Source organism: Croceicoccus naphthovorans, from assembly GCF_001028705.1.
GTDB classification, from domain to species: domain Bacteria; phylum Pseudomonadota; class Alphaproteobacteria; order Sphingomonadales; family Sphingomonadaceae; genus Croceicoccus; species Croceicoccus naphthovorans.
In genome coordinates, this window is record NZ_CP011770.1 from 1838893 (window position 1) to 1854310 (window position 15418).

The following is a 15418-nucleotide window of genomic DNA, read 5'->3' on the forward strand; positions in this document are numbered from 1 at the left end:
AGAGCGGTCAGGCCGGCCGGCGGGCCGAAGGCCCGTTCGACGTCATGGAATTTACTTCCATGACGGCCTTCTACGCCAACTTCCACTCCCACCCCAGGGGATCGCCGTCCATCACCTCGACACCCTTCGCCGCCAGTTCGTCCCGGATCGCGTCGCTGGTGGCAAAGTCCTTCTCCGCCCGCGCAGCCTTGCGCCGCTCCATCGCCGCTTCGATCTCGCTCTCATCGATGGTCGCGCTCTTGGGGCGGATGCGGAAATCTTCGCGCGGCAGGACCGGCAGGCCCAGTGCCGACAGCATCGCACCGACCAGCGAAGCCTTTTGCTCCTGATCGACCTTCTTCACCGCGATCGCCTCTTCCAGCACGGTCAGCGCCACTGCCGTATTCAGATCGTCGGCCAGCGCCGCATCGAATTTCTCGATCAGCGGCGTCAGCTTCTGATGCGTCACCGTCGCGCGCACCGACGCCAGCGTCGCCCCGTCGGTCACGACTTCCAGCAAGCCGCGCGCCGAACCCAGCAACCGCTTCAACCGCACCAGCGCCGCGCCCAGCCCGTCCCAGCTGAACTCCAGCTCGCTGCGGTAATGCGCCTGCAAACACAGCATCCGGTACGCCAGAGGGTGGTAGCCTTTATCGATCAGCAGTTGCAGGCGAAGGAACTCGCCCGAAGACTTGCTCATCTTGCCACTACGCTCGACAAGGAAGTTGTTGTGCATCCAGATGTTCGCGCCCGAATTTGCCGCGTCTGACAACGCACCACATTCGCAGAACGCCTGATTCTGCGCGATCTCGTTCGGGTGGTGAATTTCGCGGTGGTCGATACCGCCGGTGTGGATATCGAACGGAAAGCCCAGCACCTTGCCGCTCATCACCGAGCATTCCAGATGCCAGCCCGGCGCCCCGCGGCCCCACGGACTGTCCCACTCCATCTGGCGCTTTTCGCCAGCGGGCGTCTTGCGCCAGATCGCGAAGTCGGCGGCATTGCGCTTGCCGTCCACCGCCTCGATCCGACCTTCTCCTTCCTCCGTAACGGCACGGGCCAGCCGCCCGTAATCCGCGACGGTCGAAACATCGAAATAGAGCCCGCTCTCCAGCTCGTAGCAATGCTTCGGCGCGATCTGGTTCGCGAAGTCCAGCATCTCTTCAATGAAGTCCGTCGCGATGGTCCACTGCGCGGGCTGGCGGATGTTCAGCGCCTTTACGTCGGCCCAATAGGCCTCTGTATAGTGGCGCGCGATATCCCAGATGGTGACCTGTTCGCCACTTTGGGCCTTTTGCGCCGCCATCTTCTCCATCTTGTCCTCGCCCGCGTCGGCGTCGTCGGTCAGGTGGCCGACATCGGTGATGTTGATAACATGGGTCAGGTCATACCCCTCCCACGACAACACCCGCCCCAACGTATCGGCAAAGACATAGGCCCGCATATTGCCGATGTGCGGATAGTTATAGACCGTCGGCCCGCACGAATAGACCCGCGCCTCGCCCGGATGCACCGGCACGAACGGCTCCGCGCTTCGGGTCAGCGAGTTGAACAGCGTCAGCGGATTTTCGGGCGCGTCGGTCATGGCGCGCCCTTGCCCCGTTGCTGCCGCTTCGGTCAAGCGGGTCCTATTCGCCGTCCTCTTCCTCACACTCGTCCTGCCGCACGTCCACCGGGCATTGCTTGCCGTCCAGCGCGCCGTTTTCCCACAGGTCGTCGTTGCCCGTTCCGGTCACCGGTTCGTCGACCAGCGGCTGGAAGCCCTCCGGTTCGACGGTATCGATTGTGATGATCCGCGTTTCGATGGTGGAACGCGGCTCGCCATCCAGAACCGAATGCGGCGGATCTTCACCGATCAGGGTCTTGATCAGCTCGTTGGGGATGGTCACCCCGCACTGCGACCCGAACCCGATGAAGCACCCGTTGACCGAGGAATAGGGCGCCGCCGACATCGGGAGGCCGATGGCGAAAGCGGTATCCAGCCCGGTCTGTCCGTTCACGATACCGTTGATCGCGATCCGGGGCAGCGAACCGCCCGAATTGATCACCGTCATGCTGTTCGCCAAAATGCCGCGCCGCGCCGCAAAACTGGTGTCTGCGCCCGTGTTCTGCACAAGGAATGTGTCCGCATCGACGAAGATCGAGCCGCCCTCGATCAGGCTGCGGCCGTCGCCGCCATCGGGCGTGCCCAGCGCATCGGTATAGTCCGCGTACGTCAGACCCGAGAGGTCTTCCACCATCTGACCGCTCGCCGCGAGGATGGTGTCAGCATAGAGGAACATGCTGCCATCCTGCGACCCGTTGGCGCGCACCCGCACGCTGCCGCTTGTCGCATCGATATACAGAAAGCCGCCCGTCTGCATGACCAGCGTCGCATCCAACGCATCGTCCAGCAGCAACGCCCCGATCACGTCGATCCCGCCGGTGCCCGACAGGTACAGGTTGCCCGTAGTGCCAAGCAAACCGTCTCCCGCAATCACCGACAAGTCGCCGACGTTGAGCTGTCCGCCCGCCGCCAGACCGAAGTCGCCAGCGGAGAACATCTGGGTCAGTTCGAAATCGTCGACAAGGAACGTGCCGAACGCCCCGCTGCCGATACCCGCATCGCCCAGCGCGACCAGGCTGATGTCCTGCGTGTAATCCGCATCGCCAAGGAACGCCTGGCCGCCCAGCACCAGATCGTTCGCACGAATATAGATCAGCCGCGCAAAGACATTGCCGAAGATATTCGCCGTGCCGCCCGCGTCGATTCCGAACAGTTCGGGGGCGAATGCGGTGAAGTTCACCGTGACATCGCCCGCAGCGTTCAGCGCGATATTGCCCGCGCCCGGATCGGGGATAGTCATGGCAAGGCCGCCCTGCCCTTCGCTGAACGGTTCGGTCCCAGCGTAAAGCGACCCGACAACGACGTCGCCACCGGTAGAGGTCAGGACGATATCGCCCAGCGCCTCTGCATAGCCCATGCCCAGATCGCCGGCCGCAGTGATGACGATATCGCCGTCATATGCGGACGCGTAATCGACATCGAGCGCACCTGACGATCCGATATCGAGGGTGGTGCCATACAGGTCGACAAACCCGGTCGCCGACAGGTCGGCCACGGTAATCGCCCCGGCGCCAGAGCTAAGCAACACGTTCCCGCCCGCATCGACCAACGTGTAGGTCTGATCGGCCAGCGTAAAGACGAAGATGCTGCCCGGCGCGGTCAGGCTGTCTAGGCCGTTGACCGCGTTTACGTCGACATCGATCGATCCGCCGCTGACCAGCGAGGTGGCCGTCAGGTCGCCGTCGGCAAAGACCACCACATCGCCACCCGCATCGATGGCACCGCCGGTCACATCGCCAAGCGAGTCGAGGATCACGTAGCCGCTCGTCGTCAGGCTATCGAACGCGATGCTGTCGCCGATCACGTCGAGATCGGACAGGTTGCTGACGGTCGTAAGCGAAACCGCCCCGCCCGCGTCGAGGAACAGCGCGTTGCCGCCCGCCTGGAGGTCGCCTATCGCAATGTCACCGCCTGCCGAAATCGGCTGATCCCCGCCCGCAATGGCAAGCATGCCGACATCGATCGACCCGGGCACCGCCCACGTCGATCCTGGCGCGGCGAAAACGTTGACGATCCGCCCGTCTGTAACGATCGACCCCGCCTGAACATCGCCGCCAACCTCCAGCGTAAGATCGCCGGTAGAGGCCAGCGTTCCGGTGCCCAGCACCGATCCGCTGGCAGTCACGGACAGCGGTGCACCCGTAAACCCGGCCCCGTTGTTCAATACGATATCACCGCCCAGCGCCGACACCTCCAACAGCCCGCCGCTGGTCACGATCATCCCGTCGGAAACGATTCCGCCCGAAGCCTCGATCACGCTCTCGTCCGTGCCGATCGCAATGCCGTTGCACGGTGCCGGACCGCAGCTCAGCGCCAGATCGCCCTCGGTAAGCGCGGTCAGCGACCCGACCGCGAGACCGCCCGCCGTCAGGTCGAACGTCAGCGTTCCCGCCCCATAGAACCCGGCATTGCCGAGCACCGTGGTTGTCGCGCCGTTCGAGATCACGGTCATGACACCGCTCGGATCGGCGGAATCGTAGCCGTTGTCGAACAACAGCGAATTGAACGTAGTGCTGCCCGTGCCCGAATTGTCGAGCACGATCGTTCCCGCCGCCGTCGTCGATTCGACCAGCGCGCCATAGGCGATTGCATTCAGGTTGCCGATCTGCACCGTATTGCTGCCGGTGATGGTGATTGCCACCGTGCCGCCCGTCGCCGTGCCATCCGCGCCGAAGGTCGAGCCGAAGCCACCTTTGTCCGCATAGCCAACGGCGGACAGCAACAGACCGTTGACCGTCACCCCCCCGTCCAGCGCATCGAGTAGAACCGTACCGCCCGCCGCATCGCCGCCCGCGCCGCCGGTGCCGCTGGCAGAATCGCCACCGAACCCGGCAAAGCCCTCTGCTGCGATGACTGCAAAGCCCGCGTTATCGGTGAACGATCCGCCATTTAGCGCCGCAAGCCGGACCGACCCACCATTGCCCTCGCCACCCGCTCCACCGGTTGCGCCAGCAGCCGTCGTAGCGCCGCCGTTGCCGCCATAGCCGTCGGCATAGAGGTTCACGCCATTGGCGATCACCGCCGCCCCGTCGGCGATCAGCGAGACGTCGCCGCCCGCACCCACGCCGCCGCTGCCACCCGTGCCGGTCTGGCTGTCTTCACCATCCGCGCCGCTGCCGGTCGCATCCAGCGTGATGCCAATGAGGTTCAGGTCGAGATCCGCTGTCGCGATCAGTCGGGCCGTACCGCCCATGCCCGAACCGCCATCGGCCCCGGCGAAGATGCCACTGGAGCCGCCGCTGCCGTCCGCGCCTGCCGATCCACCGTTGCCGATCGCGGAAAGCGCGATATTCGTCGCCGCCAGCGCGCCGCCCGCGAACGTCAGCAGCGTATTGCCGCCCTGCCCTTCGCCCCCGGTGCCGCCGGATACTGGGTTGACGTCAATCGTGACCAAACCGCCCGCACCGCCATAGCCATCGGCGGACAGCGTCAGGAACAGCGGCAGCGCGCCCCCATTGCCGTCGACGCCCGCAAGCAGGCTGCCACCGTCCACGGTGAACAGCGCGTCGCCGCCGAACCCGTCGCCGCCATCGCCGCCATCGACATCGCGGGCAAAGCCGCCCTGTCCGGCCTGCGTGCCCAGCCCAGGAGCCGGTCGGCGCGGATTGCCGTCGGCGCGCAGCGTCACGCTGCCCGCAGTGGTCGATCCGCCCGTCAGCGAACCCGATGCGATGCCGCCCGATCCGGCGCCGCCACTTCCGGGCTGTTGGCCGCCTTCGACGTCTTCGTCGGACCCGGCCCCGCCCATGCCGCTGGCATCGACCGAGAGGGTGAACAAGTCCGCCGTACCGCCGCTCTGCACATAGCTGGCCGATCCGCCGGTGCCGGTGCCCCCGGTGCCGCCTGCGGTAACGGAACCTTGCGCCGCCCCGCCAAAACCGGTCGCCACAATCGCCAAGGCAGCCGATCCGAAGTTGAACACGCCGGTCACTTGCCCACCGGTCTGCTCAAACGTCGCGTTGCCGCCGAAAGCGTCGAATCCATCGCCCGCCTGACGCACGCCGGTTTCCACGAAATTGCCGTTGCCGTCGAAGTCCAGCGTGTTGGGAAGCCCGCTGGCGCTGATGCCGATGCTGTCGCTACCCAAGGCACCGTCAGTAATGCGGATCAGCGCAGTGCCACCCTGCGACACGCCGCTGGTGCCCGCCGGATCGGTGCCCACGCCCGCCCCGCCATCGGCACGGACATAAAGCGTGTAGAGCGCGCCCGAGTCGCTGCCGAGGTTGACGTTGCCACCGCCAATCAGGACTTGCGCGGTGCCGCCGGTGCCGCTCGACCCGTTGGCGTTGAAATCGTTGCCCAGCCCCAGCGACCAGACGTTTACCGCGTCGATGGTGGTAACGGTGGCGCCGGGATCGGTCGTCTCCAGCGTCACCGTGCCGCCGGTTGCAGCGGTATCGGACCGCGCGATGCTGATCAGGTTCAGCCCACCCGCGTCCACCGTGCCATCCGCAACGGTCAGCGTGACGTCGCCCGCCGTGATCGCGCCGGCGGATTCGACACTTGAGCCCAGCGTCAGCGTGCCATCGACGAAGAGCGTAGCCCCATCCGAAACGGTGGCGACAACGCTATCGCGCGCCAATGCGGTCAGGTCCGAGACGAACGTGCTTGCTCCGTTCACCAGATCGATGGTCAGATCGCCGCCCGATTCCAGCAAAAGATCCGAGGCATCGAGGTTAGCGCCCTCTTCCACAACCGTCCCGCCCAGATCGAGCGAGAGCGTATTGCCGGCGTAAAAGCGGGCGTCCTTCAGCAAGAAAATCGCGTCACTGGCGTCGGTCAGGGCAATCGCATCGGTCGCACCCGCATCGATCGCGCTGGTCGCCTGCACGCCATGGACGGTCATGCTGGCCCCGGCAACGCCGCTGGTGGTGTCCACCGTGCCGCCGACGACGTCATAGCCAGCGGACAGCACGATGCGTCCGTCATTCACGCTGACGGCAGACGCCTCGCTATATCCAACCGATCCGCCGATCAGCATCGTCATCAACTGGTTCTTGGGCACCGCCACGAAATACTGCCCGCTGCCCGGCGCGGTCGGCAACGGACCGCTGGTGGTTCCGTCATGCACGATGCCGTTGGCGTCTTCGCTTCCCACGCTGACCGAGATGTCGAACAATCCGCCCGAAGCAGTCAGCGTCGCCGCCTCAGCCGCGATATAGGCGACCGATCCGTTGACCGAGATATTGGCGCGCTGCTCGATCCGGGGCGCGACGACGGCGAGGTAGCTGTCGGCCTGGCCCAGCGTGTAGGCTCCGCCGTTCTGGAACACGACAGAGGCATCGCTGTTGAGTGCCTGCCCGAACACGACTTCGCCCGGATTGGTGAACAGCGACTGGCCCGCTTCATCGACGGAATCGATGGGACTGGCCGAGAACATCAGGCCGTTGACGTCAAAGCTGGCATTCGCACCGACGACGAAGCCGGTCGGACTGTAAAACCAGACATTGCCCGATCCGTTAGCGGCGGTTGCATTGACCGCTCCGTCCATCAGCAGGGCGTTGCCCGCAATCGGATCGATCCGGTTGAGTACCGTGTAGTCGCCGCCGATCCCGTTGAATTCCAGCGTGGAGTTTTGCGGCAGGAACACGTCCGCATCGGTCGCAGTCCAATCGACCAGCGCCTCTGCCGCGTTGACCGTCACGCTCGTGGTCGAACCGCTCGTCGTCGGATCGTTCGCGCCGAACACCGCCGTGCCGGTGGCGTTCACCTGCGCCAGCGCCGGATGGGCAGCGGCCAGCGCCGCCGCAGCTACCGATGCCGAGAGCAGGAAGCGGCCCATCCGGCGGGCTTTTGCAGTGCTGTTGGCCATGGCGTCGAATCCCCCGATTGCTGTCTTGCTGCGTCCCATCGTTCCCGCCCCCATCACTGCGCCAGTTGCATCGAAAGGCTGACCAGCGCGCGCCAGTCGCCCTTGGCATCCGGATCGTAGAGCGTGTCCTTGAGCGGCACGCCCAGTGCGGCATCCAGACGGAACCGGTCCATTAGGTTGGCGCGAATGCCGCCGCCGACCGAATAGAGCTTTTGCGGGTTGGTATCTTCGAGGCCCGTGTCTTCGTTCCAGAACCAGCCTGCATCGAAAAAGGCATAGGGCTGCACCGCGCGCCCACCGGCGATGCTGGGCCACGCCGAGCCATAGCGCAGTTCGGACCGGAACCCGACGGCACTGTCGCCGATGGCAGAGCCGGGATCGTAACCGCGCCCGATGGTGTAGTTTCCGCCTGCAAGCTCCTCGTAGGACAGCAGAGCATGCGGCGACCATTGCGCGCGCGGCTGGAAAGCCAATGTGATCGCACGGGTCGGGCGATAGCTGACCGACGCATCGGCGCGCAGCACGAAGGCCGTCGGATCGCCATCGACACGGCTGGTAAAGCTGCCGTCCGGTCCGGCGCAAAGATCGAAATTCTTGGCGCAATCGGTGCTGGCGCCAAGGATATCCAGGCCCTGCCGCAGCTCCACCCCGGCGGACAGGCCGAACTTCGGCTCCAGCGCGTTGTACCCGCCGCGTCCGTTGGCCGAAGCCATGTCGATCATCGCATAGTCGGCGCGCAGCCATGCAACGCGCAGCCGGTCCTCGGTCAGCGTGATGTCACCGAACTCTACATCCTGATTGACGATATCCAGACCGCCGCCAAAGAACAGGTTGCGCGCGCGGCTGCGGATAATCGGATAGTCCTCGCGGATCGTCCCAGCCAGCGTCGTCGAGTGAAACGGGTTCGCGCCGCCGATGGTGGGATCGGTCTCGGCATAAGTCACATCGGCCGCCACGCGCAGGCCGTCGCTGCCGATGCGGAATTCGTGGCTGGCCTGAAATACCATCTGTTCCTCGAAATCGCCGGACCAGACCATCGACAACGTCGTCGCGTCGCCCCATCCGGTCATCCCCGCAAAACGCGTGCGGGCAAGGATCGACCATGGGCCGGTGGACTTCGCGTTGTAATTCTGGACCAGCGCATCAGCGGTGAACGGCACCCGGCGAACCGCGACTTCGCCGATCAATTCGCCGGGGCTGCCCTCTACCGGCCGCAAGACGAGCCGGGAATCGATCCCCGGAAGGTCGCGGGTCAGCAGCAGGGTGCGCTCCGCTTCCTGGCTGTTGAACACCGGCTGTTCGGTCAGCGGTGTGAGGTAGCGGAGCAGGATTTCCTCGTTCGGTCCCGCATCGCCCTTGATCTGCAGGCGCGTGATCCGTGCGGCCAGCACGTCGAGCCGCAGGTTCCCGTCCTCTATCGTCTGCGGCGGCACCTGCACTGCGGCAAGATAGCCCTTGCCGCGCAGGATCGTCGCAGCGCGGTCGCGAATGTCGCAGACGGCGGCCACACGCATCGTCTGCCCCACCATCCCGGACCAGGCGGGGGACAGGTCGAGATCGGCGGGGAACCCCTCCATCCCTGTAAACGTCACGCTGCCCAACGTGAAGGTGATGTCCGCGAATTCGGGCGCGGCCAGCGGGCACGGCGCGCGCTGGATATCGTCGGGGGCAACCGCCGTGTTGTTCAGGCTGTTCAGCGCGCCTTGGGTCACGCCCTGCTCAAGCTCTTCGCGCGATGGCAGCGCGCCTGCCGGCACGTCCTGCGCTATCGCGACAGCGGGGGCGAACGCCACCCCTGCCAGAAGCAGCGCGCCAAGGCCCCGCACGGTTGCAGTCTTCGTCATCATTCCTCCCGCGCGCGGCCCCTGTGCCGCGCTCCCCGAAATCAAAATGGGCCCCTCAGCCCTCGGTCGTATTCTCCGCCTCGGCCTCGATCTCCGCCGCGTCGGCATAGGCCGCCTCGAGCAGAAGATCGCGCTGCGCGGTGCAGCCCGCATCGTTCAGCATGGAATAGACCGCCGGAACGTCGCCATCGGGTACACCCGGCAGCACCCGCGTGATGAAAGTGACGGGCGACGCGCCCGGCATTTCCAGCGTGTAGGTTGCGTTGTCGACCACCGGCATATCCTGCGGCCACAGTTTCAGCGCGCCGCCGCGCTTGAATGCCACGTCCGCGCTGCCTGACTGGCCCTTGACCGTTCCGGTCATCGCCTCGACGCGATCCGGGCGCCAGAACACCAGCCTCGTCGCATCGGCGACGCACCACGTGCCGCCCTTGGTAGAATCAATCTGCCAGATGTTGGTCGGGCCGGTATAGGTTGCGGAGGCTGCTCCGCCGCCAGCACCACGAACCGCTCCGGTTCGCGCACGCGCTCCGGTCGAACCGGATACGAGATCGGCTACTCGCTTCGCCCCGGTGCGATCGCGCGTCACCGAACCGTCCAGCGTGACCTTGCCCGGACCGCGCACAACACGCGTGCCAGCCTTGTCCAGAACCGTCAGAACGTCGCCCGCCTTCAACACGATCTCCGTCCCGTCGGCCAGCTTCTTGCCAGCGGGATAGGATGCCGATGACGGCCCCGTTGCCCGCAGAACGACCGACTGGGCGTGAGCTTGTGCTGCGACCAGTGTCGCCGCGCCCATTGCCAGCGCGATTGCACCGCTTGCGACCTTATGCCTAACCGATGACATAGCTTTCTCCTCCTCGCGTCTGGCGCAACCGTTCGATCAGGTTGCGCAACGCCGTTTCCCTCAAGACGGAAGTTGCCTCTGCCCCTTCCGCGTCCTGTTTCCCCTGTTGCCCGATTCGTGCGCGGTCGTCTGTGAAGCGTTGCACAGCCTCTGCATCCCCGTCGCGATGGGCCGTAACCAGCGCCGCGATCGCATCCCGCTGTTTCGGATCGCAATCGGGCCTCGGCTCGAAAACATCGACCGGTGTCGCCCGCCCCCGCAACGTCACCCGGCCCATCGGCACGAACCAGTCGATTATGTCAGAACTACGCAATTTCTCAATCGCTTCGCCGCTAACCAGAACCGTGGTGTCCAGCGCCTTGTTCGCCGCCTCCAACCGGGCCGCGGTGTTCATCGCATCGCCCAGCGCGGTGTACTGAATACGCCCCTCACCCCCGAAATTGCCGACGATGGCAACGCCATAGTGCATCCCCACACGGGTCCGCCCGATGGGCGGCACGCCGTCGGGCACCGATTTGCGAAACGCTTCGCCCGCTTCGTACATCGCGCAGGCCGCCATTGCGGCGCGATAGCCGTCGTCGGGCTTGGAGATGGGCGCCCCCCAAAAGGCAACGACCGCATCGCCGACGAACTTGTCCAGCGTCCCACCATATTTGAGCACGACCGCCGACAGGTGATCGAGGTACTGGTTCAGAAGGCTGGCGATGACTTCCGGCGAAACCGCGTGGGTGAGCTTGGTAAACCCTTCGAGATCGGTGAAGACGCAATAGATTTCGCGCTTCTCACCGTGCAGACGCAGTTGCTCCGGGTTGCGCAGTATCTCGCTCGCCACCGATTTCGGCAGATACTTGCCCAGCGCACCCGCCGCGAATTCGCGCTGTGCAGCGCCGATTACGCGCAAGGCCGACGCGATAGCGAGATAGCCCATCAGCCACCCCCCGATCCACCCGACCGAAGGCAGCTCGTACGTATTGTAGCCCCAGCTTTCGAGGAGGAACGGCAGCGCCAGAAAGATCGAGAACTGCAGGATCATCGCCAGCCCCACCGCCGGACCACCGCCCTGCGGCGCGGCACTGGCCGCCCCCATAAGCACCGATGCCGCCGCCAGCACCCACAGCAACCAGCCCGGCACCAACAGAGGCCGCACACTATCGAGCAATTGCGCCAGCATCGTCGCATGGATTTCCACGCCGATGGTCTGCAATTCGCCCGTTACGGGATTGCCGGTGCGGGTGAACGGCGTGTCGAACTGGTCGAAATCGGCAAAATCGCCGCCGATCAGGACGTAGCGGTCCTTGATCAGGTCGGCCATGAACTCCGCCGTCGCCGGATCGGCCAGCAAATCGATGGGGATCTTATCGAACACCGGGCGTTCGGAACTGACCGGCACGCGATAGCGGATCGGGCCGGTATAGCCCGCAAAAGCCGGGTCGATACCCGGCGCATCCTCGGTCATCGCCACACTCATCAGGGGGGGCAGACCTGCGAAATGCCGGGGCCAGCGCCGCGCCACACCATCGCTGTCGGTTTCCAAGAGGATCGAGGTCGACCGGATCGTATCCGACCGCACATCGGCGTGCCACAGGTCCAGGTCCTGCTGCTGCTCGAAGGTAATCGCCTCTGGGTTGGTAGCGTTTGTCGCATAGGCCAGCCACGTCGGCGTTACCATCTGCCCCAGCGTTTCCTTCAGCAGCGGATCGTCGTCCTGGGGCGAATCGAACAGAACGTCGATCCCGATCGCCTTGGGCTGCATCGTATCGATATTGGCCAGCGCCTGCGCCAGCACGGTGCGGTCCACCGGCGAAATCTGCCCCGTCGCGCGGTTGGTATCGTCTGTATAGACCACCAGCGTGATGCGCTCATCGGTATCGACCGGCTCTGCCGCCGTCACCGCGCGCACATCGTACAAGGCCCGTTCCGCATCGCGCAGCAAGGGCAGGTTCCAACTGCCGTAAGCAACCAGCGCGCCGATCACCATCAACAGCGCCGCGATCGTTACGCGCGTACCGCCGAGCTGGCGCAAGGTCTGACCCAGCTTGCGCCGGATCTCCTCCTCGGTGATGGGCCTCTCGCTATCGGGCATCGCGCCTTGTCCCGTTCCCGTACTCCCGGCTCAGCCGCCCACGTTCAGCAGCGGGCGGGCCGCGTCGCCAACGATGGCGAAACCCGACCAGTAATAGGGATGCGATGTCAGCGGATCGGCCATCAACACCTGCTGTGCGCCCAGCAATGCCGTGCCCAGCGGCTGGCCCTGCCCTTCGAACAGGCCCTGCATCAATCGCGTCGTTGCGTCGAAATCGTCGGGCGCGGGCCAGTGGCTGGCCAGAACTGCACGCCCGCCTGCCCCGACGAAGCTGCGCACCAGCCCATCCAGCGCCGTGCCGCCGCCTGAACCGAGACCCGCCGCCCGCGTCGTGGCGATGTCCGCCGCCGCCGCCGTGTCGCAGGCCGACAGGATCACCAGATCGGCATTCAGCTTCAGGTCGAAGATTTCAGAGAAAGTCAGCAACCCATCCGAATCCGACCCGCCAAAGCTGGTCAACAGCGCCGGACGCGTCGGGCAACGCGGCCCCGGCGGCGTGACGAGGCCATGGGTCGCGAAGTGCAGGATGCGGAAGTTTTCAAGGTCTTCGCGTGCCTTGATCGCGGTGTCACTGAAAGCCTGCCCGGTCATCAGGTCGGTCCCGCCACCTACAAGCTGCGTCGCGGTGACGAGTTCCGCCGAACTGATCGGGTTGTTCCATTCGGCCAGCGGCCATTCGCAATCCTGCGCGCTGGCGCCCGAAGCCCCGCGAATGCCGGTGAAGCCGCCTTGCGCATCGCCCAGCGTGGCGTTGCTGCCCATGCCGAGATAGCTGCGCGGCGCATCGGACGACGGCAGCGCGCGAGCATCGGCGAAGGCACGGGCGGAGACGGCGGTGGAAACCATCCGGTCCTTGCCCAGCCAGTCGATCATCGTCACGTCGAACGGGTCGGCATCGGGTGCCTCCATCGCGACGAGATATTCCTGCAAAGAGCCTTCGTCGGCGATCAGCAGGTTCGGCGGCAGTTGCAGCATCGCGCCATCGGGTTCGAATACGACATGGCTAGCCCCGGTAATCCGGTCCGAAACCGGACCGAACAGTGCGACAAAAAGCGCGCGCGCATCTTCGACGTCAAAGGGCGAAGTCAGGTAATTGCCATCCTCGAAGCGCGAGATCGTATCGCGGATTGCCGCGACCTTGGTGGCGAGTTCCCGACCGGTGACCCCGGCGCGATAGCCGGTCGCAAAATCGTCGCCCGAGACATAGACGAACACGTCGTCGTCAAGCACGGCCATCTTGGCATAGACCTCGCCCGGCGACAGCACGCCTTGCAGGTCGCCTTCCCCGATATGCCGCTGCGCCACGGCGCGGTAACGCGCATAGTTGTTGAGTGCGACGGTGGTGTTCAGCGCCTGCTCTTCCAGATCGGCGATCTGCCGCTCGGTCTGGCGCAACTGCTGCGGCTGGGCATCCTCGCCCTCCAGCCGGGCCAGCGCAGCACGCTGTACGCGAAGGCGTTCGAGCGAGCGGTTCAGGCTGACCGATTGGCGAAACAGCCGAGCCGCCTCGTCATTGCCAGCCGACAGTTCACGCGCCAGCACCGCCTGCGTATCGGCGACGCCGGGCCGCACTAGTATTTGCGAGGCCGAGAGGAACTCTGCCGATGCCTTGGGATCGCTGCCCATCCGGCCCGCCAGAATATCGAACCACGGACCCATTTGCCCGGCAAGACTGGTCAGTCCGTCGGTCCGTTCCAGCGAACGGTCGACAATACCGCGATAAAGCGTCGCCGCTTCGTCCTCTCGCCCGTGACGGGCATAGAACGACGCGAGCTGCGCCTGTGCGGCGGCGAGGCTGCGGGTTTCGGGATACTGGATCGCGACCATGTCGACCGCCGACTTCAGCAAGCCCTCCGCACGGCCAAGGTCGCCCCGATCCTCTGCCATGCGCGCCAGTTGCGACAGGATCTGACCGCGCATTCGGATGATCGAAACCACACGCCCGCCGCGCACGCCGACGACGCGGCGCTGCGCCGATTCCAGCGCAGCCTCCGCCTCCGCTCTCTGGCCTTGGTAATAGAGCGCCGACCCGCGCAAGTGGTCCGCCTGCGCATCGAGAATGGCGGCGTGTTCCTCTGCCGTGAGCCGCTGATCGTCGACAAGGCCCAGCGCCTTCATGATCGGGTTGCCAGTATTGATCCGGTCCGCCAGAGGCTTGGTAAAGGTCAGGTTCTGGCGAAGCGCATCGCCGCCCGGCGCGATCGAGATACGCAGCGGCTGGCCCAGCCGCGCGATGGCGGCGGCGTAATCGCCCTGATTAAGCTGATGAATCGCCTCAAAATTGCGCAGCTTGCGTTCGGTAATCGGATCGCGCGCGGGCAAAGCATCGGCTTGCGCAAACAAGATGTCGGCTTCGGTAAACTGGCCGAGGTTCGACCGTTGCAGTGCGGTGTTGGCAAGATACTCGGTCTGCGAAGCGCTGGTATCCGCCGTGTCGCGCATGCCCAGCTGTTCGAAAAACGCCGCGGCATCGGCATAATCGCCCGCGTTGTTGCGACGATACCCTTCCGCCAGCGCGGCCCGAACGTCCAGCGTCTGCGCCTGAATGCGTGCAAAAGCCTCGCTGTCAGCAACGGACGCGGTGGCAACCGTCACCTCACCGGGCTGCACCGCATCAGTCAGCAACGAACGTAGCGCAAGATCGAGAGCGCTGTCATAGGCGCTGAAACCCTCGGCAACCCAGCGCGCACGACCGTGGTCGAGCGAGATCACAGTATAGGGCAAGCCAGTCCGCGCGCCAACGCACTGCATCTCAGTCGCGCCCGAGACGCGTTCCGACGCGACTTCGGGCGTGCCTTCGGGGCACGTGAAATCGTCGCGCGCAGCGGCGATGCGGGTATCGGCATCGTCGCCCCGCAGCGCATAGATATGCCCCACCGGCAGCGCAGTATCGCGGCAGACGACGGCCCACGCGCGGTCGAACGGACTGGAAAGGAGGGTGCTTTCGGCCCGGCTCTGCACCTGGCACAGCGCCTCGGCCCCGCCACCGATCGGGAAACTGTCGGCCAACAAAGGCGACTGCTGCGCGATCGCGGGCTGCGCTAGCGCCAGCATCGAACCAAAAGCCAGAATCGCTCGCACAGCGCGGCGTCCGGCAGGCGATCGTTCACATCGCATCGTGTCTTTCCCCATTTCCCACGGCCTTGTGCGACACACGGTGGTTAACACCGCCCTGCCGCGCGAGCTTTCCCGTAGCTCGGCCGCCCCATCGACTCTGTGACTCGTAGCACAGGAGCGAGCAAAAGTG

General features: G+C 65.3%; 6 protein-coding genes. All 6 read right to left on the reverse strand.

Annotated elements, in window-relative coordinates; genetic code table 11:
- Positions 1-70: 70 nt before the first annotated feature.
- From cysS to AB433_RS09370, 6 genes are read right to left on the reverse strand one after another with little or no spacing between them, the layout of a single operon-like run.
- Positions 71-1564 (reverse strand): cysteine--tRNA ligase, encoded by a 1494-nt coding sequence (gene cysS, locus AB433_RS09345; RefSeq protein ID WP_047820810.1) that lies wholly within the window; start codon positions 1562-1564, stop codon positions 71-73.
- 43 nt (positions 1565-1607) lie between these two features.
- Entirely contained in the window at positions 1608-7397 is a 5790-nt protein-coding gene (locus AB433_RS09350) for a beta strand repeat-containing protein (RefSeq protein ID WP_156170766.1), read from the reverse strand.
- Positions 7398-7450: 53 nt separating this feature from the next.
- Positions 7451-9241: a ShlB/FhaC/HecB family hemolysin secretion/activation protein gene (locus AB433_RS09355; protein WP_169749329.1), complete on the reverse strand. Its 1791-nt coding sequence runs from the start codon at positions 9239-9241 to the stop codon at positions 7451-7453.
- 55 nt (positions 9242-9296) lie between these two features.
- The gene (locus AB433_RS09360) at positions 9297-10088 is read right to left on the reverse strand and encodes a hypothetical protein (RefSeq protein ID WP_053059089.1); all 792 of its coding nucleotides are present in this window, start codon (positions 10086-10088) and stop codon (positions 9297-9299) included.
- Positions 10075-12171, reverse strand: coding sequence for an adenylate/guanylate cyclase domain-containing protein (locus AB433_RS09365; RefSeq protein ID WP_047820812.1), 2097 nt, complete (start codon positions 12169-12171; stop codon positions 10075-10077). Before AB433_RS09365 ends, AB433_RS09360 begins: the two co-directional genes overlap by 14 nt.
- 30 nt (positions 12172-12201) lie before the next feature.
- Positions 12202-15252, reverse strand: coding sequence for a CHAT domain-containing protein (locus tag AB433_RS09370; protein ID WP_169749330.1), 3051 nt, complete (start codon positions 15250-15252; stop codon positions 12202-12204).
- Positions 15253-15418: the final 166 nt, after the last annotated feature.

Excerpts from the sequence above, each read along its gene's own strand:
- AB433_RS09365 (WP_047820812.1), bottom strand. The coding sequence starts at position 12,171 with ATGCCCGATAGCGAGAGGCCCATCACCGAGGAGGAGATCCGGCGCAAG.
- AB433_RS09350 (WP_156170766.1), bottom strand. The coding sequence starts at position 7,397 with ATGGCCAACAGCACTGCAAAAGCCCGCCGGATGGGCCGCTTCCTGCTC.
- cysS (WP_047820810.1), bottom strand. The coding sequence starts at position 1,564 with ATGACCGACGCGCCCGAAAATCCGCTGACGCTGTTCAACTCGCTGACC.
- AB433_RS09360 (WP_053059089.1), bottom strand. The coding sequence starts at position 10,088 with ATGTCATCGGTTAGGCATAAGGTCGCAAGCGGTGCAATCGCGCTGGCA.
- AB433_RS09355 (WP_169749329.1), bottom strand. The coding sequence starts at position 9,241 with ATGACGAAGACTGCAACCGTGCGGGGCCTTGGCGCGCTGCTTCTGGCA.